Below are 22,795 nucleotides of genomic sequence, written 5' to 3'. Positions count from 1 at the left end.
CTCAGGGGACGATAAAGGCTTGCTCCAGCCCCCCCTGACGGATCTGTGCCAGCAGGGTGGCCTGCTGATCGGCGGCGACCGGGCCCAGCAGGACACGGAAGAGGGCATTGTGTGTCACCACTTGATATGGCACGCCGTAGCGCTGGGTCATCACCTTGCCCATGGCCTCGGCTCTCTCTTTGGATCCACTGGCCAGCACCTGGATCATCTTGCCGTCGCCATGGCTGGCGGGGACGGCAGCCTTGGCCGGTGCCGGTTTGGCTGCGGGGGGGGGGGCGGGCGCGGCGGCAGCGGCAGGGGTTGCCATCGCCTGCGCGGTCGGTTCACCCAGGAAGCCGTCTTGCGATATCGTCTTGGGCGCTGCTGCGGCCGCAGTCGTCGGGGTCATTGCGATGGGCTTCATGGGGGCCATGATCATCATCTGATCCGGTGTGTCGTTGATAAGCTCGAGCCGCACCCGCGCCTCGCCCCCTTCCACCATCCCCAGCTGCTTGGCGGCGGCATGGGAGAGGTCGATCAGCCGATCGCTGCCGAAGGGGCCGCGATCGTTGACCCGCACTATGGTCTCCTGCCCGTTGTCCAGATTGGTGACCCGCACATAGCTGGGCAGCGGCAGGTTGCGGTGGGCGGCGCTGAACAGCTTGCTGTCCTGCACGTCGCCGTTGGCGGTCTGCTGGCCGTCCAGATCCTGGGAGAGCCAGCTGGCGGTGCCTTCTTCGCTGTAGTGCTTGATGTCGCGCCACACCTCGTTCTTCTGCTTGCCAATCCAGTAGTCACGGTTGCCGCTGGCGCTCAGGGGCTCGGGACGCGGGATGGCGCCGGTGGCCTGCGGGATCTCGATGACCTGGGGTTTTTCCGGCTGGACCGGTTCGGGCGGCGGGGGAAGCTGTTCCGGCTGGCTGCTACAGGCGGCCAGCAACAAGGTCAGGCTGAGCGGGAGAAGTTTGTGGCTGTAATGCATACGCGTCCTGGATTGCTTGACTGAGTTGATGCACCGCCATCGCATAGAGAGGGCTGCGGTTATAGCGGGTGATCACGTAAAAATTATGGCGCGCGACCCAGTATTCCGGTCCATCGGCCTGTTCCAATGCCAGCAACTTCACCGGCGTCTGTGGCGCCAGCTGCGTGGCGACTTCAATGCCGGCGGCGGCCAGCTCTGCCCACTGCTGCTTGAGTTCAGGCTCGGGTCTGAGCAGGGTACTGACGGGGGCCAGACCGATCAAGGCGGGCTCGACGGCAGACTCGCCCCAGCGCCATTGATGCTCGGCGAAATAGTTGGCGACGCTGCCGATGGCATCCACAGGGTTGCGAAACAGATCCCGCCGACCATCGCCGTCAAAGTCGACCGCGTAGTGGCGATAACTGGAGGGCATGAACTGCCCCATTCCCATGGCACCGGCATAGGATCCCTTGAGCGTAGTGAGGGGCCACTGCTCCTCCCGGGCCAGCAGCACCAGCTGGGCAAACTCCTTGGCAAAGAAGTCGCTGCGTTCCGGATAGTGGAAGCCCAGGGTGTAGAGACTGTCGAGCACCGAGTGGCGGCCCATCTGGCGGCCATAGAAGGTTTCGATGCCTATGATGGCGACGATGAGGGCGGCGGGCACGCTATAGGTCTGCTCGGCCCGCGCCAGGACATCGGCATGGCGTTGCCAGAAGTTGACTCCGTCCTGAATGCGGCTTGGCGTCACAAACAGCGGTCGATAGCGATGCCAGGGTTTGGCTTCCCACGGGCGGCTGATAGTGTCCAGGATCTCCTGGCGCAACTGCGCCTTGGCGGCAGCATCCTGCAACGCCGCCAGCGGCACCTGTTGCTGCTCCGCCAGCAGGCTCAGTCGCTCGGGCGAAACGGTCGCGCCCGCCGTCAGCGAGCACAGTGCGAGTGCCAGCCACCATGGTTTCATCAGGCCAGCAGTCTTCTGTGAGTCTGGATGGACATCAGAATGCCGAAGCCAGCCATCAGGGTCACCATTGAGGTGCCGCCATAGCTCACCAGCGGCAGGGGCACCCCACCACAGGCAGAATATATCCACCTCATCAGGCCAGCAGCCTTCTGTGAGTTTGAATGGACATCAGAATGCCGAAGCCCGCCATCAGGGTCACCATTGAGGTACCACCATAGCTCACCAGGGGCAGGGGCACCCCCACCACAGGTAGTATGCCGCTCACCATGCCCATGTTGACGAACACATAGACGAAGAAGGTGAGGGTCAGGGCGCCACCGAGCAGACGCTCGAAGCTGTTCTGGGCCTGCATGGAGATAAACAGGCAGCGGCTGATGATGTAGAGATAGATGACCAGCAGCAGAGCCACGCCCACCAGTCCGAACTCTTCGCTGAAGACCGCAAAGATAAAGTCGGTGTGGCGTTCGGGCAGAAACTCCAGCTGGGACTGGGTGCCTTGCAGCCAGCCTTTGCCAAACACGCCACCCGAACCGATCGCTATCTTGGACTGGATGATGTGATAGCCGCGACCCAGGGGGTCTTTCTCGGGGTCTAGCAGCATCAGTACCCGCTGGCGCTGGTAGTCGTGCATCAGGAAGAACCAGAGTACCGGCATGAAGGCGCAGATCAGCATCACCGCCAGAGCAATCAGCCACCAGCTGATCCCCGCCAGGAAGATGACGAAAAAGCCGGAAGCGGCCACCAGTATGGAGGTGCCGAGATCCGGTTGGGCCGCGATCAGCAGGGTCGGCAGCAACACCATCAGCAGCGCAATGATCACATGGCTGAATTTGGGAGGCAGGGAGTGGCGACTGAGCCAGGCTGCCACCATGACGGGCATGGAGAGCTTCATCACCTCAGAGGGCTGGAACTTCATAAAGCCAAGATCAAGCCAGCGCTGTGCCCCCTTGCCGATGTGGCCAAACACGTCCACCGCGATCAGCAGCAAGACCACGACCACAAACAGGGGGACAGCCCAGCGCGCATAGAGTGAGGGAGGCAACTGGGCCAGGCCTATCATCAGGCCGAAGGCCAAGCCGCCGCGTACCAGCTGGCGCACTATGGAATCCACATCCTGACCTGATGCGGAGTAGAGCACCACCATGGAGAGGGACATCAGGGCCAGCAGGCCGAGCAACAGCGGCAGGTCGATGTGCAGTTTGTACCAGAGACTCTGCTGCCGTGAGGAATTACTCATTGGGAACGACCTCGCTTGGTGGGGACGACGGCTTGGGCGCTGGTGGCAACTGGGGCTCAGGCGGTACCAGATAGGCATCCAGCATCTGGCGCGCCACGGGCGCTGCCATGCTACTACCACCACCGGCGTTTTCCAGCACCAGGGCCACCACGGCCTTGGGCGCATCAAAGGGGGCAAAGGCGACGAACAGTGCGTTGTCGCGATGCTCCACCTTCATGGTGCTGGCGTTGTAGACCTGATTCTCTTTCATGCCCACCACCTGGGCGGTACCCGACTTGCCTGCAGCCTTGTAGGGGGTATTGGCAAAGGCGCGCCGCCCGGTTCCTTCATGGCCGTTGATGACGCGCCACATGCCATCCCTGGCCACTTGCCAGTAGCTGTCGCTCTTGGCCTGAAGGGCGATATTGGGGTTGACGGGGGCGTTGACCACGCCCTCTTGCGAGGCGGTGCTCTTGAGCAGGTGTGGCGTCACGTCGTGGCCGTTCTGGGTCAGTATGCTGGTGGCCTTGGCCAGCTGGATCGGCGTGGAACTCCAGTAGCCCTGACCTATGCCGATGGAGATGGTGTCCCCCTGATACCAGGGCTGGCGCCAGCGTGCCATCTTCCAGTCGCGGGACGGCATGACGCCTCGGGTCTCTTCATACAGATCCACGCCACTGTACTGGCCGAAGCCGAACTTGGTCATGTAGCTGTGGATCTTGTCGATACCGACCCGATAGGCGAGATCGTAGAAATAGGTATCCGCCGACACCTCGATGGCGCGATAGACATCGAGCCAGCCGTGACCCCATTTACGCCAGTCACGAAACTTCTTGGTAGTGCCCGGAATGGAGAAGCTGGGGCCGCCGAAGTAGCGGTAGTTGGCGGTGATGGCCCCTTCGTTCAGCCCCATTACCGCCATCATGGGCTTGACGGTGGAGGCGGGGGCATAGATGCCCTGGGTGGTGCGGTTCACCAGTGGGCGGGCCGGATCGTTGAGCAGCGCCGAATAATTGGTGTTGGAGATGCCGGTCACGAACAGGTTGGGGTCATAGCTGGGGCTCGACTCCATGGCCAGGATGGCGCCCGTATTGGGATCCATCATGACGATGGCGCCCCGGCGACCGGCCAGCAGTTCCTGAGCCTTCAGTTGCAGGCGGATGTCGATGTTGAGGTAGATGTCCTTGCCAGGTTCGGGTGGCTGGAATTTGAGGGTACGCACCACACGACCGCGGTTGTTCACCTCGACCTCCTGATAACCGGCTACCCCGTGCAGCTGATCCTCGTAGAATTTCTCCACCCCCTGCTTGCCGATGTCTTTGGTGGCGGCATAGTTGGCGAATTTTTCCTCTTTCTTGAGACGAGCCTCATCCTGGGTGTTGATCTTGGCCACATAGCCCAGCGCATGGGTGAGGGTGTCACCAAACGGATAGTAACGCTTGAGGTAAGCCTCGATGCTGGCACCCGGGAAGTTGTGCTGGTTGACCGAGAAGAGGGCGACCTGATACTCGGTCAGCTTCTCGAACAGGGGGACCGGCTTGAAGCGGCGCTGGCGCTTGACCTCGGCCAGGAACTTCTCCTTGGTCCCCTCTGGCAGCGCCAGCAGGGTGATCAGCTCATCGGCGGTCTTGTCCAGATCCCGAGTCTCTTCCGGCACGATTTCCAGGCTGTAAACCGGGCGGTTTTCCGCCAGCAGCACGCCGTTGGCGTCATAGATGAGGCCCCGCGGCGGCGCCACGGGCACAACCCGGATCCGGTTGTCGTTGGATCGGGTCTGATAGGTTTCGAAGGACTCGACCTGCAGATAATAGAGATTGCCCAGCAACACCAGCATCAGCACCACCATGCCGATGTAGGCGACCAGTGTGCGTCGGAAGAAGAGGCGGCCTTCGGCGCTGTGGTCGCGCATTTCGATGCGATTCTTCAGCATGCCGCTACCTTATGACAGACGAAGGGATAAGACAAAAACCCCATGGGTTATTCCCTGTGATACGGATGATTGGTGGTAATGCTCCAGGCGCGATAGAGGCTCTCGGCCACCAGCACCCGTACCAGCGGATGGGGCAGAGTCAGCGGCGACAGCGACCAGCTCTGTTCGGCGGCGGCCTTGCACTCCGGCGACAAGCCCTCCGGGCCTCCCACCAGCAGGGCCACATCGCGGCCATCCAGTTTCCAGGCTTCCAGTTGCACGGCGAGTTGCTCCGTGGTCCAGGGCTTGCCGGGGATATCCAAGGTCACAAGGCGCGAGCGGCCGGCCGCGGCCAGCATGGCTTCCCCTTCTTTTTGCAGAATGCGGGGAATGTCGGCATTTTTACCGCGCTTTCCGGCGCCAATTTCGACGAGTTCGAATGGCATGTCTTTGGGAAAACGGCGACGGTACTCTTCGAAGCCACGCTCTACCCAGGCAGGCATCTTGGTGCCCACTGCAATCAACTGGATCTTCATCGTTTGTTACACTTGTGCCCTATTGCGCATTCACTTGAGCGGCACCGCTCCAGAGTTTTTCCAGTTGGTAGAAATCGCGATACTCATCCTGCATCACGTGCACTATTACGGACCCCAGATCCACCAGTACCCATTCACCCGTGAGCTGGCCTTCCACGCTCAGCAGGTCGAGCCCCGCATGGCGGGCTTCGCTGGCCAGATTGTGAGCGATGGCGCTGACGTGGCGGCTGGAGTTGCCGGAACAGACGATCATGGTGTCCGTGATGCTGGATTGACCGCGCACATCGAGGGTGATGATGTCGCGGCCTTTCATGTCATCGATCTTGTCGACGATAAAGGCTTGCAGTTCTTGGCCTTGCAATGATTCTCTCCTGTATTCCGGCGCCCTGCTACTTACGTCAGGGCGGCGGATTATATCATGGTCACTCCCGTTTCCCAGTCTGGAGAAGGGGAGTGGAGCGGGGGCCATGCCGGGTCGGCAAACCAGGCCCCTGTTGATCAATATAGTGCGCAACCGGCCCGGACAATAGTCGGCACCAGTTGCATTCAGTCCGCCTGGTAGAGGCCCTGTTGCCGGATGTAATCGGCCACAGAGGCTGGCAGCAGATAGCGGGGATCCTGTCCCGCCGCCAGCAGCTCTCTTAGCCGGGTTGCCGACAGCGCTATGGGCAGATTGTCTGCCAGCCAGATATGGCCGGCAAGGCGCCGGTGCAGCGCGCTGGCATCCGTGGTGTGATGGTGTGCCAGCAGGTCGGCCACCTCGGTCGGGTAGTCAGGTTGCCAGCCGGGGCGCACGCTCACCACCAGGTGGGCGTAATCGAGCAGTGCCTGCCAGCGATGCCAGCTCGGCAGCGTGAGCAATGAATCCATCCCCATCAGGAAGCAGAGCGGGGTATCGGGCAGTTCTTTCCGCAGCGCCATCAGGGTATCTATGGTGTAAGACGGCTTGTCCCGCTTGAGCTCCCGCTCATCCACCACAAACCCCGGGTTTTCCGCCGCCGCCAGTCTGACCATGGCGAGGCGCTGCTCGCTCGAACAGAAGGGATTGGCCTTGTGGGGCGGTATATGGTTCGGTATCAGGCGGATTTCGGCCAGCCCCAGTGCGTCGCGCGCGTCGATAGCCGGCCGCAAATGGCCGATATGGATGGGGTCGAAGGTGCCGCCCAGCAGGCCGATGGGTGCTTTCAGCATGACCTTGCCCCCGCGTCGTCAAATGGTTTGGTGGCAACAGGGCCACTTCGTTTCTTCAGGTCTGGCGGCGAGCTCATCATGATGCTGGCTCCAGCAAAGGCAGGGGAGTGCCATCGCGAAAACCGAGGGCGAGGGTCTGCAACATCAGCCAGGCCCGTTCGGTGTCGAAGCGACGCAAGGCGTCGTCAAGCTGGGCCATCAGTTGCCACAACTGCTGCAACTTGGTGAAGGGCAACCGGGTCAGCGCCTGCTGGATCAATTGCTGGCGGCTCTGCCAGATGCGCAGGCGTGAGAAGTGCTCCACCAGCGGCTGGCCGGCTCTGGCAGCCAGGGCCAGCTCGGTGAGCTGTTCCAGCTCCCGGCACAGGGCCCAGGAGAGCATGCCGGGCTCTGTGCCCTCGGCGCGCAGGGCCAGCAGAATGCGCTGGGCCCGGTTTACCTTGCCTTCCAGCAGGGTATCGATGAGCTGGAATGGCGTGAAGTGGGCGTGACGTATGATGGTCTCTTGCAGATAGGCGACGCTGATGGGCTGGGGCGGCGCCAGCAGGGTCAGTTTTTCTATCTCCTGGCTCGCGGCCAGCAGGTTGCCCTCGTAAGAGTGGCACATGAAGTTGATGGCATCGGGCAGCGCCTTGAGGCCGAAACGCTGGAAGCGGGCCCCCATCCAGCGTGGAAAGAAGCGGGGCTCGGGGTGATTGACCGGCACATAGGTACCGCCCTGGCTGAGCTTGTCGAACCAGGCTGCCTTCATCTGGGTCTGGTTGAGGCGACCACCGCTGAGCACCAGCAGCAGATCCGGATGCAGTTGCTTGCCAATCTCGCTGATGCGGGCGGCGAGATCCTTGTCGACCTTGGCCGGCAGCTCCAGCTCTATGATCTGGCGGGCGGAGAAGAGGCTCATGGCCTGGCAGGCATCGTAGACCTGATTCCAGTCCAGCCCCGCCTCGACCACAAAGGTATGACGCTCGTCGAAACCCTGCTTGCGGGCGACCTGACGGATGGCGTCGATAGCCTCCAGTTTGAGTAGAGGCTCGTCACCAAAGATGAGGTAACAGGGCTTGAGCCCTGTTTTGAGATGATCCGCAAACTGCTCGGGATAGATCCGCATCAGAACTTGGCCTGGTTGAGTCGGTGGGGCGCAGGGGCGATGGCCTGCTCTTGCAAATTGCGCTGAGGCTCGTCACCAAAAACGAGATAGCAGGGCTTGAGCCCTGCTTTGAGATGGTCCGCTAACTGCTCGGCGTCGACTCTCATCAAGATGCTCGCATCAGAACTTGACCTGGCTCAGCTGGCGGATGACCAGACTGGCTGCCTGCTCCTGCATCTCCTTGCCCAGCTGCTCCTGCTCACGGGAGGAGGCCAGTGCCGCGTCCGGTTTGTTCAGGAAGCTGCGGTTGAAGGTGATGGGAAACACCTGAGTCGGTTTGCCCGGCATGGAGACGGTGAATTGGGTGCTATAGCCCAGCAAATACTCACGATCCTGGCCGATGGCGTCAACCGAGGCTACCTGGCTGGTGCTGCGCACGCCAGCCAGGGTGAGCACAGGGATGCCCTCCTTGTCTGCGAGCTGTACGCCAGCGGCCTTGAGACGAGTGGTCACCAGACGGTAGAAGTCGCTCTTGTTGTCACCGACCACCTTCATGGTCATCAGCTCGGGCGGGATGGCGGTGCCCCGCATCTGAAAACCGCAGGCCTGCAACAGCAAGCCCATCAGTGCGATGGCCATCCAGCGAGTGAGGGTGGTGCCCATATGAAATCCTCTTTGCGTGAAGTGAAGAGCGGCGGGCGTCTGCCCGCCGTCATCATGATTGGCAACGGTCAGCTGACTCCTTCCCGACCTGCTTGTTTGCAAGGGAGAAGGAGCAAGACGCTCCCTCCCATGACAAAAGGAGTGCAGGGGAGGGGCCTTGCCACCATTAGCTAGCGACAATGTTGAGCAGCTTGCCCGGTACATAGATAACTTTGCGCACTGTCAGACCGTCGGTGAACTTCTGCACAGAGGCATCGGCCATGGCGAGCTTCTCGACATCAGCTTGGCTTACTTCGGCCGGCACTGTCAGTTTGCCACGCATCTTGCCGTTGATCTGCACCACGACCAGCTTCTCGGTCTCGACCATGGCAGCTTCATCGGCCACCGGCCAGACGGCGTGATCCACGTCGTCGCCCTTGCCCAGCATCTTCCACAGCTCGAAGCCGATGTGCGGCGTGATGGGGGAGAGCATGACCACAACGGCTTCCAGCGCTTCCTGCATCAGGGCGCGGTCCTGCTCGTCGGTGCCCAGCTTGGCCAGATTGTTCATCAGTTCCATGATGGCGGCGATGGCGGTGTTGAAAGTCTGACGGCGACCCACGTCATCGCTCACCTTGGCGATGGTCTTGTGCAGCTCGCGGCGAACGGCTTTCTGTTCGCTGGTGAGGACTGCCACATCCAGTGCCGGAACGGCACCCGCAGAGACGTGCTCGAAGGTCAGACGCCACAGGCGGCGCAGGAAGCGCTGGGCGCCTTCTACACCGGAGTCGGACCACTCCAGGGTCATCTCGGCCGGGGAGGCGAACATCATGAACAGACGGACGGTATCTGCGCCGTAACGCTCGACCATCAGCTGCGGGTCTATGCCGTTGTTCTTGGACTTGGACATCTTGGTCATGCCGGAGTGGATCACTTCACGACCATCGTTGTCGATGGCCTTGGTGATGCGACCCTTCTCGTCACGCTCTACCTTGACGTCGGTCGGGCTGACCCAGACGTTGCCGCCCTTCTCGTCTTTGTAGTAGAAGGCGTCGGCCAGCACCATGCCCTGGCAGAGCAGGCGCTTGAACGGCTCGTCGCTGTTGACCAGACCCGCGTCACGCAGCAGCTTGTGGAAGAAGCGGGCGTAGAGCAGGTGCATACAGGCGTGCTCGATGCCGCCTATGTACTGATCCACCGGCAGCCAGTGGTTGGCAGCAGCTGGGTCCAGCATGCCCTTGTCGTAGTCCGGAGAGCAGTAGCGGGCGTAGTACCAGGAGGACTCCATAAAGGTGTCAAAAGTGTCAGTTTCCCTGAACGCTTCCTGACCGTTGTAAGTGGTCTTGGCCCACTCGGCGTCGGCCTTGATCGGGCTCTGGATGCCATCCATCACCACATCTTCCGGCAGCAGTACCGGCAGTTGATCTTCCGGAGTCGGCACTACTGTGCCGTCAGCCAGGGTCAGCATGGGGATGGGGGCACCCCAGTAACGCTGACGGGAGACGCCCCAGTCACGCAGACGGAAGTTGACGGTGCGCTTGCCGTGGCCGAGGGCTTCCAGCTTGTTGGCGATGGCATCGAAAGCGGCCTGGAACTCGAGACCGTCAAACTCGCCGGAAGCGAACAGCACGCCCTTGTCGGTGTAGGCTGCCTCGATCACGTTCGGCGCTTCACCGTCAGCCTGCTTGATCACCGCCTTGATCTCGAGACCGTACTTGGTAGCGAACTCATGATCGCGCTGGTCGTGGCCCGGAACGGCCATCACGGCGCCGGTACCGTAGTTCATCAGTACGAAGTTGGCGACCCAGACCGGCACCTTGCGACCATCCAGCGGGTGAATGGCATAGAGGCCGGTGGCCATGCCCTTCTTCTCCATGGTGGCCAGCTCGGCTTCGGCGACCTTGGTGTTTTTGCACTCTTCGATAAAGGCGGCCAGGGCCGGATTGCTTTCGGCAGCCTGCAGCGCCAGCGGGTGACCGGCGGCGATACCGACATAGGTGACGCCCATGAAGGTGTCCGGACGGGTGGTGTAGACCTCCAGCTGCTCAGCCTGACCCTCAATGGCGAAGCTGATGTTGACCCCTTCGGAGCGGCCAATCCAGTTGCGCTGCATGGTCTTGACCATCTCCGGCCAGCCTTCCAGATTGTCGATGTCGTTCAACAGCTCTTCGGCGTAGTCGGTGATCTTGATGAACCACTGGGGGATCTCTTTTTGCTCCACCGGGGTGTCACAGCGCCAGCAACAGTTGTCGACCACCTGCTCGTTGGCCAGTACCGTCATGTCGTTCGGACACCAGTTGACGGAGGAAGTCTTCTTGTAGACCAGACCCTTTTCGTACAGCTTGGTAAAGAACCACTGCTCCCAGCGGTAGTAATCCGGCTTGCAGGTCGCCAGCTCGCGATCCCAGTCATAACCCAGCCCCAGCATCTTCAGCTGGTTCTTCATGTATTCGATGTTTTCGTAGGTCCAGGGGGCCGGTGCGGTATTATTCTTGACCGCAGCGTTCTCCGCCGGCAGACCGAATGCATCCCAACCTATGGGTTGCAGCACGTTCTTGCCATTGAGGCGTTGATAACGGGAGATCACATCACCTATGGTGTAGTTACGAACGTGCCCCATGTGTAGACGACCAGACGGATAGGGGAACATGGACAGGCAGTAGAATTTCTCCTTGTCTACTTTCTCCACGGCCTTGAAGGTTTTCTTGGCATCCCAGTGCTTTTGCACTGCTGGTTCGATCGATTGGGGAACGTATTGCTCTTGCATTGGTGACATCCGGATCTGTGAAATGAATAGATAAATCAGCTGGGAAATCGCAATAGAATACCCATATCCAGCGGCGGCAACAACCGCCAGCATCCGTCAGGCCTTATGCCGGGCATGATCAGGGTTCAGTAGAGGAGTAACGACCATGGACAAACGTCAAAAAGGGTACGAAGCCTTCATTGCAGAGTTGCAAAAGCAGTGGCAGGAGACCGAACAGTTCCAGGGGGAGCGCCTCAACCGGATGATCGCCAAGGTGCAGGCCTATCTGGAGGCCGCCAGCGACCTGACCCAGGATGAGCTGGCGCTGATTGCCGAATACGTGAAGCGGGATCTGGGCAACTATGAGCTGAGCCGCAACGATGATAAAGCCCGCAGCGATGAGGCCGTGGAGGAGTCCGCCTTCATGCTGGCCCTCAAAGACACCGCCTGGTCCTGGTTGGCGGATGTGACCGACCGCGCCCAGGTGGAGTGGCGCGAGCTGGCCGACGAGTTGGAACACAAAGGGGTGTACGAAGCGGGAGACTGGGTGGGACTCGGCGTCATGGTGTGCGAGCAGTGCGGCTGGCGCCATACAGTGCTGCACCCTCAACCACTCGATACCTGCCCCGAATGTGGCGGCCACGAATATCACCGCGAGCCGCTCTCGCCCTGAATACCATCAACTAGCGAAATGAAATGGCAAGAGGCGCCCCATGGGGCGCCTCTTTTGTTGATGTGCAGGTGTCTGAACGTGCCGGATCAGAGTTCACGGGCCCAGGGATGGGCACGTGGACGTAACGCCAGTGCGAGCCCCAGCAGCAGGGCCGTCATGCCGTACAGCGGCCAGTCGCCAAAGCGCAGGTAGGGGGTCGAACCGTGGGCGGGACGTACCTCGGCGCGCAGCACCCCTGCTTCGAACTGCGGGATCTGACCTATGATGCTGCCGTCAATCTCGGTGACGACAGTGATGCCAGTGTTGGTGCCCCGCAGCAGCGGGCGTGCCAGCTCGAGGGCGCGCATGCGGGCGATCTGCAGGTGCTGCCAGGGGCCGATACTGGTGCCGAACCAGGCATCATTGGAAACGGTCAGCAGGAAGTCGGTATCGGGCTGTACATTGCGGCGCACCTCTTCGGGGAAGATGATCTCGTAGCAGATGGCGGCGGCAAACTTGAGCCCCTTGGCAATCAGGTTCGGTTGCTGCTCGTCCCCCCGGCTGAAGGAGGACATGGGCAGGTTGAAGAAGGGGGCTATGGGGCGTAGCAGATCCTCAAACGGCACGAACTCGCCGATGGGCAGCAGGTGGTGCTTGTAGTAGCGGTTCTTGTGCTCATAGTGATACGCCTCCTTGCCGTCAGCGTCCTGCACTCCCATGCCAAGCACGGTATTGAAGAAGCGCTGCTGCTCGAAATCGTAGTGGACTATGCCGGCCAGCAGACCCGTATCGTTCACCTTCATCGCCTTGTCCAGGCTCTCCAGGTAGTTGCCCATCTCTTTCTCGATGGCCGGGATCGCCGATTCCGGCCAGATGATGATGTCGGCATCCTGATTTTCGCGGCTGAGATCCTGATAGGTGCGCACCGTCGGTACCAGGGCCTCCGGATCCCACTTGAGGGACTGGGCGATATTGCCCTGTACCAGAGCTACCTTGACCGGCTCGCCCCGGGTCACCCAGTTGAGCTGCATCAGTCCATGGGCGGCACCGATCAGTGCGACGGGCACCAGCAGCCAGACGGGTTTGCGGTTCTGCCACACCAGCCAGAGGGCGGACGTCGACAGCAGCAGTGCCAGCGTGATGCCCTGCACCCCCAATATGGGGGCGAAGCCCTTGAGCGGCCCGTCGATCTGGCTGTAACCAAACCAGAGCCAGGGGAAGCCTGTCATTACCCAGCCCCGCAGCCAGTCAGCCACCAGCCAGAGTGCCGGGAAGGCGAGCAGCCAGCGGCTCCAGTGACGGCCACTGAAGAAGCGGGCAAAGGCCCAGCAGGCCAGGGCCGGATAGACTGCCAGATAAGCCGAGAGCCCTGCCAGTAATACGAAGGCGACCGGCAGCATGATGCCGCCAAACATGGTCATGCTGACGTGGATCCACCATAGCCCCGGCAGGAACAGGCCCATGGCATAACCAAAACCGCGCCAGGCAGCCTGTTTGGGATTGGCCTTGTCCAGCAGCGCATAGAGGCCGAGCAGGGACGGGATGACCAGAGGCCAGTAGTCGAACGGCGAGAAGGCCAGGACGGCGAGCGCGCCGGATGCCATGGCAAACAGACTGGTCAGGAGTTTTGATTTCACGGGCGATGATTTCACGGACTATGCAGGCTCGGATTGGACGATAACAGGTTGATTGGCCGGTATCTTAACCTGTAAATGCGGTTAACGGCGAGCCTCCCGACTGCCTGGACCTGTTCAAGCAAAAAGCCGGGCAGAAAATGGGAGACGGGCACGGTTCACTGAGGTAAGGGAGGGTTGTGGGGTCAAGGGGCGACAGCTTGCCCTGCCACCAAACGGCAAGCGCCCCGACGAGCGGGGCGCTGATGCTTCACGGCAAGTATAGCTGCGTGAGGCTTATAGGGCGTCAGAGCGACTTATTGCGCTTCAGACTGGGCCGCGACATGGTTGTCGGGGATCTTCACCTGCAGCTGTTGCAGGCGGCGCCGGTCGGCGTGCATCACCTTGAACAGGTAACCTTGCAACTCGATCTCCTCACCCTTTTTCGGCAGGTGGCTGAAGGCGTGCATCACAAGACCGCCCACAGTATCCACCTCTTCATCGCTGAATTGGGTGCCGAAGAAGTCGTTGAAATCCTCGATCTCGGTGAGGGCACTGACTGCGAAGACCCGCTTGCTGATGCGGCGGATCTCGTCCGGCTCATCTTCGATGTCGTCGAACTCGTCATCGATCTCGCCGACGATGAGCTCCAGTATGTCTTCAATGGTCACGAGACCCGAGACACCGCCAAACTCGTCCACCACGATGGCCATGTGATAGCGCTCTTCGCGAAACTCCTTGAGCAGCCTGTCGACCCGCTTGCTCTCGGGCACTATCACGGTCGGGCGCAGGATTTTTTCCAGCTGCAGCGGCTCGCTGGCATGGTGGCCGCCAAAACCGAACGGCAGCAGATCCTTGGCGAGCAGTATGCCCTCCACATGATCCTTGTCTTCGTTGATCACCGGAAAGCGGGAGTGACCTGACTCTATGATCACGGGCAAGATATCGTCCACCGGCTGGGACTTCTCTATGGTGACCATCTGGGAGCGGGGGATCATGATGTCGCGAACGCGCAACTCGGCTATTTCGAGTACGCCTTCAATCATGTCCTTGGTGTCCTGATCGATGAGATCGCGCTCCTCGGCATCCGCTATCACATCCACCAAATCGTTGCGGTCTCTTGGCTCGCCCTGGAAGAGTTGGCTGAGTTTGTCGAGCCAGGTTTTCTTCGGCGAGCCGGTACTAGGGTGATCGTCAGTCATTTTTTCTCTTGGTTACTCGCTTGAACACATTTGGAATTGTTTTGGGTATGTAAGGATGGCCATCGGCTGTTTCAAGGCGATGACGATCCCGTCCTTTACTTTTCGTCGTTCAGATAAGGATCGGCAAAGCCGAGTTCCTGCATGATGTCACGTTCCAGCTGTTCCATCTCCTCTGCCTCGTCATCCTCGATATGGTCATAACCTAGCAGATGGAGACTGCCATGCACAACCATGTGGGCCCAGTGTGCTTCGAGCGGCTTGTTCTGCTCGGCAGCCTCCTGTTCCACCACCTGGCGGCAGATCACCAGATCGCCGAGCAGCGGCAGCTCCAGACCGGGCGGTGCCTCGAACGGGAAGGAGAGCACATTGGTGGGCTTGTCCTTGCCGCGATAGGTGAGGTTGAGCTCGCGGCTCTCCGCCTCGTCGACGATACGCACCGTCACTTCGGCCTCTTCTTGGAAGCCGAGAATGGTACCGTCCAGCCAGCCTTGCAGCTGTGCTTCGCCGGGCAGGCCGTCGGTGTCCGCGCAGGCCAGTTGCAGATCCAGGGTCACACTCATTGGGCACTCTCCTTATGGGATTTGCTGGCCGCCTGCTCGTCTGCCAGTTTGGCATCGAACGCTTCGTACGCCTGCACGATACGGGCCACCACTGGGTGGCGAACCACGTCTTTGGATTCAAAGAAGTTGAACGACAGGCCATCGACACCTTGCAGCACCTCCAGCGCGTGGCGCAGACCGGATTTGGCGCTACGTGGCAGGTCCACCTGAGTGATATCACCGGTCACCACCGCCTTGGAGTTGAAGCCGATGCGGGTCAGGAACATCTTCATCTGCTCTGTGGTGGTGTTCTGGGCCTCATCCAGGATGATGAAGGCATCATTGAGGGTGCGACCGCGCATATAGGCGAGCGGCGCCACTTCGATGATGTTGCGCTCCATCAGCTTCTCGACCCGCTCGAACCCCAGCATCTCGAACAGGGCATCGTAGAGCGGGCGCAGGTAAGGGTCGACCTTTTGGGAGAGGTCCCCGGGCAGAAAGCCGAGTTTCTCACCCGCTTCCACCGCAGGACGGGTCAGCAGTATGCGACGGATCTCCTGACGCTCCAGCGCATCCACCGCCGCCGCCACTGCCAGATAGGTCTTGCCGGTACCGGCCGGGCCTATGCCGAAACAGATGTCGTGGCTGACGATATTGGCGATGTACTGGGCCTGATTGGGGCTGCGTGGTTTGATGAGGCCGCGTTTGGTCTTGACCGTCACCTCCTTGCCATAGGGGATGCTTGATGCCGGTTCGTCATCTTGCTCCAGCACCCGCGACTCCTGAATGGCCAGATGCACCATGTCGGGGATGATGTCGGTCACCTTGCCGCCCTTGAGGGGCTGGGTTTCCACATAGAGGTGCTTGAGGATGACGGCCGCCGCATCCACCTGGGCCTGTTTGCCCAGCAACTGGAAGTGGTTGTCACGGTAGCTGATCTCGACGCCGAGACGGCGCTCCAGCTGTTTGATGTTGTCATCGAAGGGGCCGCACAGGCTGGCAAGGCGCTGGTTGTCGGCGGGCTCCAGATGCAGATTCAGGGTCGCTATGTGTCGGCTCAAAATATCCTCGTCTTGACGCTGTGCCCATCCGGCAAGGCCAGATGGGCACGAAGAGATTAGTGGGGAGTGAAGGCGGCCACGCCGAGGGCATCGGGCACATTGTCGGGACGACGAGCCAGGATCTCGCGGGGCGCAGTGGCGATGCGCAGGTTCATCTCATCCTCACCGCGGATAAAGCGACCGCGCAGGGAGTTGGGGCGTACCTCGGTGATCTCCACATCGGCAAAGCCGCCGATGAGGGTATGCGCCCCTTCGAAGTTGACCACGCGGTTGTTCTCGGTGCGACCACACAGCTGCATAGGGTCGAGCCTGGAGGGCCCTTCCACCAGGATGCGCTGGGTGGAGCCCAGCATGGCACGGCCAATCTGCATCGACTGGTTGTTGATGACATGCTGCAGGCGAGCCAGACGGACCTTCTTCACCTCCATGTCGACGTCGTCTGGCATGTCGGCGGCCGGCGTGCCGGGACGCGGGCTATAGATGAAGCTGAAGCTCATATCGAAGTTGATCTCTTCGATCAGCTTCATGGTGGCCTCGAAATCCTCGTCCGTCTCGTTCGGGAAGCCGACGATAAAGTCGGAACTGATGGTGATGTCGGGACGGGCGGCGCGCAGGCGGCGGATCTTGGACTTGTACTCCAGCACTGTATGCGGGCGCTTCATCATGGTCAGGATGCGATCCGAACCGCTCTGCACCGGCAGGTGCAGGAAGCTGACCACTTCCGGCGTGTCCTTGTAGACCTCGATGATGTCGTCGGTGAACTCGATGGGATGGCTGGTGGTGTAGCGAATGCGGTCTATGCCGTCGATGGCGGCCACCAGGCGCAGCAGCTCGGCGAAGGAGCAGATGCTGCCATCAAAGGTCGGGCCCCGGTAGGCGTTGACGTTCTGGCCCAGCAGGTTCACCTCGCGCACGCCCTGTTCGGCGAGCTGGGCGATTTCGTAGAGCACGTCATCCATCGGCCGGCTCACCTCCTCGCCGCGGGTGTAGGGCACCACGCAGAAGGAGCAGTATTTGGAGCAGCCTTCCATGATGGAGACAAAGGCGGTGGCGCCTTCGGCGCGGGGTTCCGGCAGACTGTCGAATTTTTCGATCTCGGGGAAGGCGATGTCCACCTGGGCACCACGGCCCTCCTGGACCTGCTTGATCATGGCGGGCAGGCGATGCAGGGTCTGCGGACCGAAGACGATATCCACATAGGGGGCGCGACTGCGAATGTTCTCCCCTTCCTGAGAGGCCACGCAGCCACCCACGCCGATCACCAGACCGGGTTTGTTTGCTTTGAGCTTTTTCCAGCGGCCCAGCTGGTGGAACACCTTCTCCTGTGCTTTTTCGCGAATGGAGCAGGTATTCAGCAGCAAGACATCTGCCTCTTCGGGCTCTTCGGTCAGCGTGTAGCCATTGCTGGCATCTAACAGGTCGGCCATCTTGGACGAGTCATACTCGTTCATCTGGCAACCCCAGGTTTTAATGTGAAGTTTCTTGCTCATTGCTTCTCTTGACTTGTGTTGAAATCGGCATGGTCAAAGGACCGGGCATTTTACTCCGCAATCTGGATACTGCCTAGCTAATATCCAGCCCGCCATGGGGGGCTTTGCCCCGGAGCCTGTCCGTATGGGCATGGGCTTTCTCCTTGATTTGGCGCAGCAATTCGCAATTTGTCTCACTGTTTCTGCCGGTTCCTTGCGGTATCATGTCCCCATTCGGTCCGGCCCCGCCTACCCTGGTCCGGGGTGTCCCTTTTCAGGAATCAAGTTATGGAACAGTGTGATATCGCCATCGTCGGCGCTGGCATGGTCGGCGCTGCCACCGCCTGTCTGCTGGCGGCGCAGGGCCTCTCCATTCGGGTCATAGAGACCCAATTGCCCGAGCAATACGCCCCTGAGCAGCCGCTGGATCTGCGGGTTTCCGCTATCAGCCAGGCCTCGGTGGCGATGCTGGATCAAGCCGGCGCCTGGTCGCACCTGCAGCAGATGCGGCTCTGTCCCTACCGCCGGCTGGAGACCTGGGAGCTGGATGGCTTTGCCACCCGGTTCGACGCGGCCGATCTCGGCCTGCCCCAGCTTGGCTACATCATAGAGAACCGGCTGGTGCAGCTGGCCCTGCTCAAGAGGATGGAAGATTTCCCCAACATCCAGACCCACACTCCGGCAGCGGTGATGAGCCTGCGTCAGAGCGCGGATGAGGCGGTACTGACCCTGGACGACGGCACAGAGCTTTGCGCCCGCTGGGTGCTGGCCTGCGATGGTGCCGAGTCCCAGATGCGCCGGCTGGCTGGGATTGGCGTATCGCGCTTCGAGTATCGTCAGCACTGCATGCTGATCAACATCGACACCGAGTTTGTGCAGGAAGACATCACCTGGCAGCAATTTACCCCGAGTGGTCCGCGCGCCTTCCTGCCGCTACCCGGCCAGCACGGCTCCCTGGTCTGGTATGACAATCCCGCCCGCATTCGCGCCTTGTCGGCCATGAGCAACGAAAAGCTGGGGGAGGAGGTGCGCCGCCACTTTCCGGCCCGGCTCGGCGGCTTCACCGTCACGGCCAAGGGGAGTTTCCCGCTGGTGCGACGCCACGCCAATGACTATCACGCCGGTCGGGTGGTGCTGCTCGGCGATGCCGCCCACACTATCAACCCGCTGGCGGGGCAGGGGGTCAACCTTGGCTTCAAGGACGTGGCCTGCTGGGCCGGGTTGTTGGCAAAAGCCGGTGCCGACTGGCATCAGCTGGCCCTGGCGGAGCGTTACGAGCGCCACCGTCGCCCCGACAATCTTTTAATGCAGTCGGGGATGGATCTCTTCTATGGCGTGTTCAGCAACGAGATAGGACCGCTCAAGCTGGCCCGCAATCTGGCCCTCAATCTGGCGGACAAGGCAGGCCCGCTCAAGGAGATGGCGCTGCGCTACGCACTGGGTCTGGTATGAATGATGTGAACAAGATTGCCGGATCTGAATCTTCGCAGAGGAGAAAGTGATGAACAAAGCACTGCTGGTTATCGATTTTATCAACGACATCGCCCACTCGGACGGACGTATCGCCGCCTCGGCTGCCCATGTTGTGGAACAAGACGCCATCGCCCATGCCAATCAGGCGCTGGCCCATGCCCGCGGCCACGGCTGGCTGGTGGTGCTCATCAAGGTGGGGTTTGACGGCAATTATCTGCTGCAACCCAAGGACTCGCCCATGTTTGGCCGGGCCAAGCAGTTTGGGGCTCTGTCGCTTGCCGATAATGGCACCGATTTTCACCCCGAGCTGGATGTGCAACCCGGTGATCTGGTGCTGACCAAGCCCAGAGTGAGCCCCTTCTATGGCACTGCACTGGAACCGGCACTGCGGGCCAATCATATCGATCACCTCTATCTGTGCGGGGTCAGCACCAGCTGGGCCATTCAGGCGGCGGCGCGGGAGGGGCACGATCGCGACTACGCCATCACCATACTGGAGGATGCCTGCGCGGCGGCGGATGCCACCGAGCATCACACCTCGCTGCGCCTGCTCGGCCGTATCGCCGAGATCATCAAGGTGGCCCAGCTGGCGTGATCTCGCTGGTCAAGGCTGTTTTCGCTCACCATTTTGACATTTTGTCCCCAGGCCCCTGTTGAGCTGGCGCCGTTTTAGGGCAACATGGGATCAGCATTGATGGCCACAAGGATGAGGGCATGCGTTATCAGGGACGGATCGCGAGCTGGAACGAGGCGCGAGGCTTCGGTTTTATCACGCCGGAGCAGGAGGGGGGCGAGCAGCAAGGGAGCGAACTGTTCGTGCACATTTCGGCCCTGCAATCCGATGGCTCGCTGCCCAACGTCGGGGAGCGCGTCTCCTACCAGCTAGGCACTGGCAAGGATGACAAGCCCAGAGCCGTGCAGGTGTTCTTTCCCGACAGACCCTTGTCGCTGGCGGACGGGTTCAATCCACCTTCTGCATCCCCCCGGCTCGGCAGAGAGACCAGCACCCGATCGTCACAACCAGCATCACCCAGACCTGGATCCCGCCCTCGCCCCGCCTATCGCCACAAGAGCAGCTGGCGTGGCAAAGTGATCCCCCTGCTGCTGGTGGTGGGATTGTTCTCCCTCTACTCCCGTTTTTCGACCGACTCTGTGGTCCCCTTGCCGGTTTCCTCCTTCATCGGTGATGAAGGCAGTGCCTCCCGTAGCACGCCACAGACCTCTACTCTCAGCTATCAGTGCGATGGTCGTGAGTATTGCTCCCAGATGACCTCTTGCGAGGAGGCTACCTGGTTCTTGCGACATTGCCCGAACACCAAGATGGACGGAGAGGGGGATGGGGTGCCCTGTGAACGGCAGTGGTGTGGCCACTGAGGCTGGCCTGCCCGATTGCCGCTGCTAATATCCACAGCTCTTTTCATGCTGATGCGCCATGTCGGATAGGGTAATACCGGGCCAGGCCCTGTCTGTTCGTTGGCGCCACCTTTGTTGGCAAGGTGACGGATGGCGGCTTTACTTCTAGTGCTGACTCGTTTGTTGCCGTATATGCCGTTTATTATTTTTCAGGATCATGGTCATGGTGGATTACTTTCAGGGCTCGTTGTTTCACTTTTCCGAACGGGCGCAGTACCTGGCAGCCTTGCTGAACTCGCTGGAGGACCAGATCGCCGTGATTGATCGGGCTGGGGTTATCCACTACACCAACCTCGCCTGGAACCGGTTTGCCGAGCAAAATGGCATGCCAAAAGGGTATGACTGGCTTGGTATCAACTACTTGCGGGTGTTCGACAGCGCCGTCGAGCCGCTGGTGCTGATGGCGGCAGAGGGGATCCGCCGGGTGCTCTGTGGCGAACAGGACCATTTCCATCTGGAGTATCCCTGCCACAGCCCGGATATACAGCGCTGGTTCATGATGCGGGTCTCCCCCGTACTAGGGGTGGATGTCGAGTTTTATACCATCACCCATATCAATATCACTGAGCGCAAGTTGCTGGAGCTGGATGTGACCCACCTCTCCCAGCATGATCCCCTGACAGGTCTTGCCAACCGGCGCCTGTTCAACAGTTTTCTGCATAACGAGTGGCGCCGCAGCATGCGGGAGCGCACGCCCATCTCCTTCATCATGCTCGATCTGGACAACTTCAAGGCGTGCAACGATCACTTCGGCCATCAGGTTGGAGATGATCTCTTGCGGCAGGTGGGTCACCTGCTCAACGCCTTTTGCCAGCGGCCTGCGGATCTGCCAAGCCGGTTCGGGGGCGATGAATTTGCGGTGGTCCTCGGCAATACCGGCAAGGAGGCAGCCTTGAGGATGGGGGAGGCGATTCGCCTCGGGATCAAGGAGTTGAGTATGAATGAGCTGGGCGATGCCCGGCTCAGCGCCAGTATCGGCATTGCTACCCAGCTCCCTGAGCGGGTGCTGGTCTCGGAAGATGAGCTGCTGGCCGCTGCCGACATGGCTCTCTACACGGCCAAGAAGGAGGGGAAGAACCGTTGCCACAGCGTGGCTTGTCCCTCATTACCCAACCCTTGAGTGAAGGCCACATTCGATAATGGGACCGTGGCAAGGCCTTATCCCTTCGGACTCTGCCTGCTGAGGTGCGGGATGTGCCGCCATGACCAGTTGCAGGAATCGATCGCGAATAGGGTCGGCAAACTCGGAATTCCAGACCAGACTGATTTCCCACTCTGACTTTGGCCCGGACAAGGGGTAGAGGGTAACACCCTGGCCCGCGATAAAGCTGACGCTGCGTGGCAGTATGGCGTTGCCGATCCCGGCGGCCACCAACGCGACCAGTGTCTGTATATCCTCTGCTTCCTGGACTATGGCGGTCAGCCGGTTGGCGCCAAGGAAGCTGGCGATCTGCTGGCTCAGCCCAGGACAACGATGGCCGACCATTTGCAGCAGGGGCTGGTTGGCGAGGGCCCACTCAACGTCGAAGGTGGCCGGATCCGGCCCCGTCATCTGGCTGGGAACGGCCAGCACCAGCCGGTCGGTCAGCAATCTGTACTCTTGCAATTGAGGGGCCTGTGGTCTGCGCATGAAGCCCAGTTGCAACTGACCCGACAGCAGACGCTCATGCTGGGTGGCTGAGGTCATGTCCTGCATATGTACCATCACATCGGGTACCTGCTGCTTGAAGCGGGCGACCAGCGAAGGAGCCAGCGCAAAGCTGGACAGCCCGAAGCCGATCTTGAGCCGTCCGGCAATGCCGCTCGCCAGCGCCAGGGCATGGCGTTCAAATCCCCTGCCGTGCTCGACCAGTGCGCTGGCCTGGGTGAGCAGCTGGGTGCCGATGGCAGTCAGTTGGGCGCCATGGCGACCCCGGTTGAACAGGGTGCTGCCAAGGGCCAGCTCCAGCCCCTGGATCTGCTTGGTCAGCGCCGGCTGGGTGATAAACAGCCGGCTGGCAGCCTCCCGGTAGTTGGTGGTCTCGGCCAGCATCACGAATGCCTGCAGTTGCCTCAAGTCGAATTTCATTCCGTTTGGTTATCCAATGTGGCGATTAATTGATTATAAATTATCTAACTGCCTTGTTCTAATGGTCTCGTTACGGG

General features: G+C 60.7%; 23 protein-coding genes. 5 read left to right on the top strand and 18 right to left on the bottom strand.

Annotated features, from left to right (window positions below; translation table 11 throughout):
- Position 1: 1 nt before the first annotated feature.
- The 12 genes from GWQ29_RS02820 to leuS form a co-directional block, all read right to left on the bottom strand.
- A complete protein-coding gene (locus tag GWQ29_RS02820; protein ID WP_275918709.1) occupies positions 2-961 on the bottom strand; it encodes a septal ring lytic transglycosylase RlpA family protein in 960 nt (319 codons plus the stop codon).
- A complete protein-coding gene (gene mltB / locus GWQ29_RS02815) occupies positions 903-1,901 on the bottom strand; it encodes a lytic murein transglycosylase B (protein WP_275918708.1) in 999 nt (332 codons plus the stop codon). The genes GWQ29_RS02820 and mltB overlap by 59 nt, the downstream gene beginning before the upstream one ends.
- Complete coding sequence (locus GWQ29_RS02810; RefSeq protein WP_111587331.1) at positions 1,901-2,035, bottom strand: FtsW/RodA/SpoVE family cell cycle protein; 135 nt, start codon at positions 2,033-2,035, stop codon at positions 1,901-1,903. The genes mltB and GWQ29_RS02810 overlap by 1 nt, the downstream gene beginning before the upstream one ends.
- The gene (gene rodA / locus GWQ29_RS02805) at positions 2,035-3,138 is read right to left on the bottom strand and encodes a rod shape-determining protein RodA (RefSeq protein WP_021138172.1); all 1,104 of its coding nucleotides are present in this window, start codon (positions 3,136-3,138) and stop codon (positions 2,035-2,037) included. Before rodA ends, GWQ29_RS02810 begins: the two co-directional genes overlap by 1 nt.
- The gene (gene mrdA, locus GWQ29_RS02800) at positions 3,131-5,047 is read right to left on the bottom strand and encodes a penicillin-binding protein 2 (RefSeq protein WP_021138173.1); all 1,917 of its coding nucleotides are present in this window, start codon (positions 5,045-5,047) and stop codon (positions 3,131-3,133) included. Before mrdA ends, rodA begins: the two co-directional genes overlap by 8 nt.
- Positions 5,048-5,094: 47 nt before the next feature.
- A complete protein-coding gene (gene rlmH, locus GWQ29_RS02795) occupies positions 5,095-5,562 on the bottom strand; it encodes a 23S rRNA (pseudouridine(1915)-N(3))-methyltransferase RlmH (RefSeq protein ID WP_017411988.1) in 468 nt (155 codons plus the stop codon).
- Between the two features lie 19 nt (positions 5,563-5,581).
- Entirely contained in the window at positions 5,582-5,923 is a 342-nt protein-coding gene (gene rsfS, locus GWQ29_RS02790; protein ID WP_005317340.1) for a ribosome silencing factor, read from the bottom strand.
- A 185-nt stretch (positions 5,924-6,108) separates the two neighbouring features.
- A complete protein-coding gene (gene nadD, locus GWQ29_RS02785; protein ID WP_275918707.1) occupies positions 6,109-6,753 on the bottom strand; it encodes a nicotinate-nucleotide adenylyltransferase in 645 nt (214 codons plus the stop codon).
- A 76-nt stretch (positions 6,754-6,829) separates the two neighbouring features.
- The gene (holA, locus tag GWQ29_RS02780; RefSeq protein ID WP_005317335.1) at positions 6,830-7,861 is read right to left on the bottom strand and encodes a DNA polymerase III subunit delta; all 1,032 of its coding nucleotides are present in this window, start codon (positions 7,859-7,861) and stop codon (positions 6,830-6,832) included.
- The gene (locus GWQ29_RS02775) at positions 7,861-8,007 is read right to left on the bottom strand and encodes a DNA polymerase III subunit delta (RefSeq protein WP_275918706.1); all 147 of its coding nucleotides are present in this window, start codon (positions 8,005-8,007) and stop codon (positions 7,861-7,863) included. Before GWQ29_RS02775 ends, holA begins: the two co-directional genes overlap by 1 nt.
- 13 nt (positions 8,008-8,020) lie before the next feature.
- Positions 8,021-8,503: an LPS assembly lipoprotein LptE gene (lptE, locus tag GWQ29_RS02770; protein WP_021138176.1), complete on the bottom strand. Its 483-nt coding sequence runs from the start codon at positions 8,501-8,503 to the stop codon at positions 8,021-8,023.
- Positions 8,504-8,669: 166 nt separating this feature from the next.
- Positions 8,670-11,249 (bottom strand): leucine--tRNA ligase, encoded by a 2,580-nt coding sequence (leuS, locus tag GWQ29_RS02765; RefSeq protein WP_275918705.1) that lies wholly within the window; start codon positions 11,247-11,249, stop codon positions 8,670-8,672.
- A gap of 145 nt (positions 11,250-11,394) precedes the next feature.
- Between leuS and GWQ29_RS02760 the strand changes: the two genes are divergently transcribed.
- Positions 11,395-11,901 carry a zinc ribbon-containing protein gene (locus GWQ29_RS02760; RefSeq protein WP_005317324.1) on the top strand — a complete coding sequence of 169 codons (507 nt, stop codon included), beginning with the start codon at positions 11,395-11,397 and terminating at the stop codon, positions 11,899-11,901.
- A gap of 86 nt (positions 11,902-11,987) precedes the next feature.
- Here the strand turns inward: GWQ29_RS02760 and lnt are convergent, their stop codons facing one another.
- The 5 genes from lnt to miaB form a co-directional block, all read right to left on the bottom strand.
- A complete protein-coding gene (gene lnt / locus GWQ29_RS02755) occupies positions 11,988-13,532 on the bottom strand; it encodes an apolipoprotein N-acyltransferase (protein WP_275918704.1) in 1,545 nt (514 codons plus the stop codon).
- Between the two features lie 278 nt (positions 13,533-13,810).
- Entirely contained in the window at positions 13,811-14,695 is an 885-nt protein-coding gene (gene corC, locus GWQ29_RS02750) for a CNNM family magnesium/cobalt transport protein CorC (RefSeq protein WP_005317320.1), read from the bottom strand.
- Positions 14,696-14,790: 95 nt separating this feature from the next.
- Positions 14,791-15,255 (bottom strand): rRNA maturation RNase YbeY, encoded by a 465-nt coding sequence (gene ybeY / locus GWQ29_RS02745; RefSeq protein WP_275918703.1) that lies wholly within the window; start codon positions 15,253-15,255, stop codon positions 14,791-14,793.
- Complete coding sequence (locus GWQ29_RS02740; RefSeq protein WP_058393795.1) at positions 15,252-16,295, bottom strand: PhoH family protein; 1,044 nt, start codon at positions 16,293-16,295, stop codon at positions 15,252-15,254. Before GWQ29_RS02740 ends, ybeY begins: the two co-directional genes overlap by 4 nt.
- 56 nt (positions 16,296-16,351) lie before the next feature.
- Positions 16,352-17,785 carry a tRNA (N6-isopentenyl adenosine(37)-C2)-methylthiotransferase MiaB gene (gene miaB, locus GWQ29_RS02735; protein WP_005317314.1) on the bottom strand — a complete coding sequence of 478 codons (1,434 nt, stop codon included), beginning with the start codon at positions 17,783-17,785 and terminating at the stop codon, positions 16,352-16,354.
- 267 nt (positions 17,786-18,052) lie between these two features.
- Between miaB and GWQ29_RS02730 the strand changes: the two genes are divergently transcribed.
- The 4 genes from GWQ29_RS02730 to GWQ29_RS02715 all read left to right on the top strand — a co-directional run bounded on the left by GWQ29_RS02730 (position 18,053) and on the right by GWQ29_RS02715 (position 21,770).
- A complete protein-coding gene (locus tag GWQ29_RS02730; RefSeq protein WP_275918702.1) occupies positions 18,053-19,216 on the top strand; it encodes an FAD-dependent monooxygenase in 1,164 nt (387 codons plus the stop codon).
- A gap of 49 nt (positions 19,217-19,265) precedes the next feature.
- A complete protein-coding gene (locus tag GWQ29_RS02725) occupies positions 19,266-19,832 on the top strand; it encodes an isochorismatase family cysteine hydrolase (RefSeq protein WP_275918701.1) in 567 nt (188 codons plus the stop codon).
- 119 nt (positions 19,833-19,951) lie between these two features.
- Positions 19,952-20,611, top strand: a complete 660-nt coding sequence (locus tag GWQ29_RS02720; protein ID WP_275918700.1) for a cold shock domain-containing protein — start codon at positions 19,952-19,954, stop codon at positions 20,609-20,611.
- A gap of 202 nt (positions 20,612-20,813) precedes the next feature.
- On the top strand, positions 20,814-21,770 hold the full coding sequence (locus GWQ29_RS02715) for a sensor domain-containing diguanylate cyclase (protein WP_021138185.1): 957 nt from the start codon (positions 20,814-20,816) through the stop codon (positions 21,768-21,770).
- Here the strand turns inward: GWQ29_RS02715 and GWQ29_RS02710 are convergent.
- Entirely contained in the window at positions 21,756-22,718 is a 963-nt protein-coding gene (locus tag GWQ29_RS02710) for a LysR family transcriptional regulator (protein ID WP_275918699.1), read from the bottom strand. The genes GWQ29_RS02715 and GWQ29_RS02710 overlap by 15 nt on opposite strands.
- Positions 22,719-22,795 lie beyond the last annotated feature (77 nt).

This window comes from Aeromonas sp. 2HA2 (assembly GCF_029237345.1).
Classification (GTDB): Bacteria; Pseudomonadota; Gammaproteobacteria; order Enterobacterales; family Aeromonadaceae; genus Aeromonas; species Aeromonas salmonicida.
The sequence above is the reverse complement of the archived record's forward strand: the minus strand, read 5'-3'. Positions and strand labels throughout refer to the sequence as shown.

What these genes read in the sequence shown, in the direction of transcription:
- lptE (WP_021138176.1), bottom strand. Translation starts at nt 8,503, where the DNA reads ATGGGCACCACCCTCACTCGCTGGATGGCCATCGCACTGATGGGCTTG.
- nadD (WP_275918707.1), bottom strand. Translation starts at nt 6,753, where the DNA reads ATGCTGAAAGCACCCATCGGCCTGCTGGGCGGCACCTTCGACCCCATC.
- GWQ29_RS02710 (WP_275918699.1), bottom strand. Translation starts at nt 22,718, where the DNA reads ATGAAATTCGACTTGAGGCAACTGCAGGCATTCGTGATGCTGGCCGAG.
- GWQ29_RS02810 (WP_111587331.1), bottom strand. Translation starts at nt 2,035, where the DNA reads ATGAGGTGGATATATTCTGCCTGTGGTGGGGTGCCCCTGCCGCTGGTG.
- rlmH (WP_017411988.1), bottom strand. Translation starts at nt 5,562, where the DNA reads ATGAAGATCCAGTTGATTGCAGTGGGCACCAAGATGCCTGCCTGGGTA.
- GWQ29_RS02820 (WP_275918709.1), bottom strand. Translation starts at nt 961, where the DNA reads ATGCATTACAGCCACAAACTTCTCCCGCTCAGCCTGACCTTGTTGCTG.
- GWQ29_RS02775 (WP_275918706.1), bottom strand. Translation starts at nt 8,007, where the DNA reads ATGAGAGTCGACGCCGAGCAGTTAGCGGACCATCTCAAAGCAGGGCTC.
- mltB (WP_275918708.1), bottom strand. Translation starts at nt 1,901, where the DNA reads ATGAAACCATGGTGGCTGGCACTCGCACTGTGCTCGCTGACGGCGGGC.
- mrdA (WP_021138173.1), bottom strand. Translation starts at nt 5,047, where the DNA reads ATGCTGAAGAATCGCATCGAAATGCGCGACCACAGCGCCGAAGGCCGC.
- GWQ29_RS02725 (WP_275918701.1), top strand. Translation starts at nt 19,266, where the DNA reads ATGAACAAAGCACTGCTGGTTATCGATTTTATCAACGACATCGCCCAC.
- ybeY (WP_275918703.1), bottom strand. Translation starts at nt 15,255, where the DNA reads ATGAGTGTGACCCTGGATCTGCAACTGGCCTGCGCGGACACCGACGGC.
- GWQ29_RS02730 (WP_275918702.1), top strand. Translation starts at nt 18,053, where the DNA reads ATGGAACAGTGTGATATCGCCATCGTCGGCGCTGGCATGGTCGGCGCT.
- holA (WP_005317335.1), bottom strand. Translation starts at nt 7,861, where the DNA reads ATGCGGATCTATCCCGAGCAGTTTGCGGATCATCTCAAAACAGGGCTC.
- corC (WP_005317320.1), bottom strand. Translation starts at nt 14,695, where the DNA reads ATGACTGACGATCACCCTAGTACCGGCTCGCCGAAGAAAACCTGGCTC.
- GWQ29_RS02720 (WP_275918700.1), top strand. Translation starts at nt 19,952, where the DNA reads ATGCGTTATCAGGGACGGATCGCGAGCTGGAACGAGGCGCGAGGCTTC.
- rodA (WP_021138172.1), bottom strand. Translation starts at nt 3,138, where the DNA reads ATGAGTAATTCCTCACGGCAGCAGAGTCTCTGGTACAAACTGCACATC.
- GWQ29_RS02715 (WP_021138185.1), top strand. Translation starts at nt 20,814, where the DNA reads ATGGTGGATTACTTTCAGGGCTCGTTGTTTCACTTTTCCGAACGGGCG.
- GWQ29_RS02760 (WP_005317324.1), top strand. Translation starts at nt 11,395, where the DNA reads ATGGACAAACGTCAAAAAGGGTACGAAGCCTTCATTGCAGAGTTGCAA.
- miaB (WP_005317314.1), bottom strand. Translation starts at nt 17,785, where the DNA reads ATGAGCAAGAAACTTCACATTAAAACCTGGGGTTGCCAGATGAACGAG.
- leuS (WP_275918705.1), bottom strand. Translation starts at nt 11,249, where the DNA reads ATGCAAGAGCAATACGTTCCCCAATCGATCGAACCAGCAGTGCAAAAG.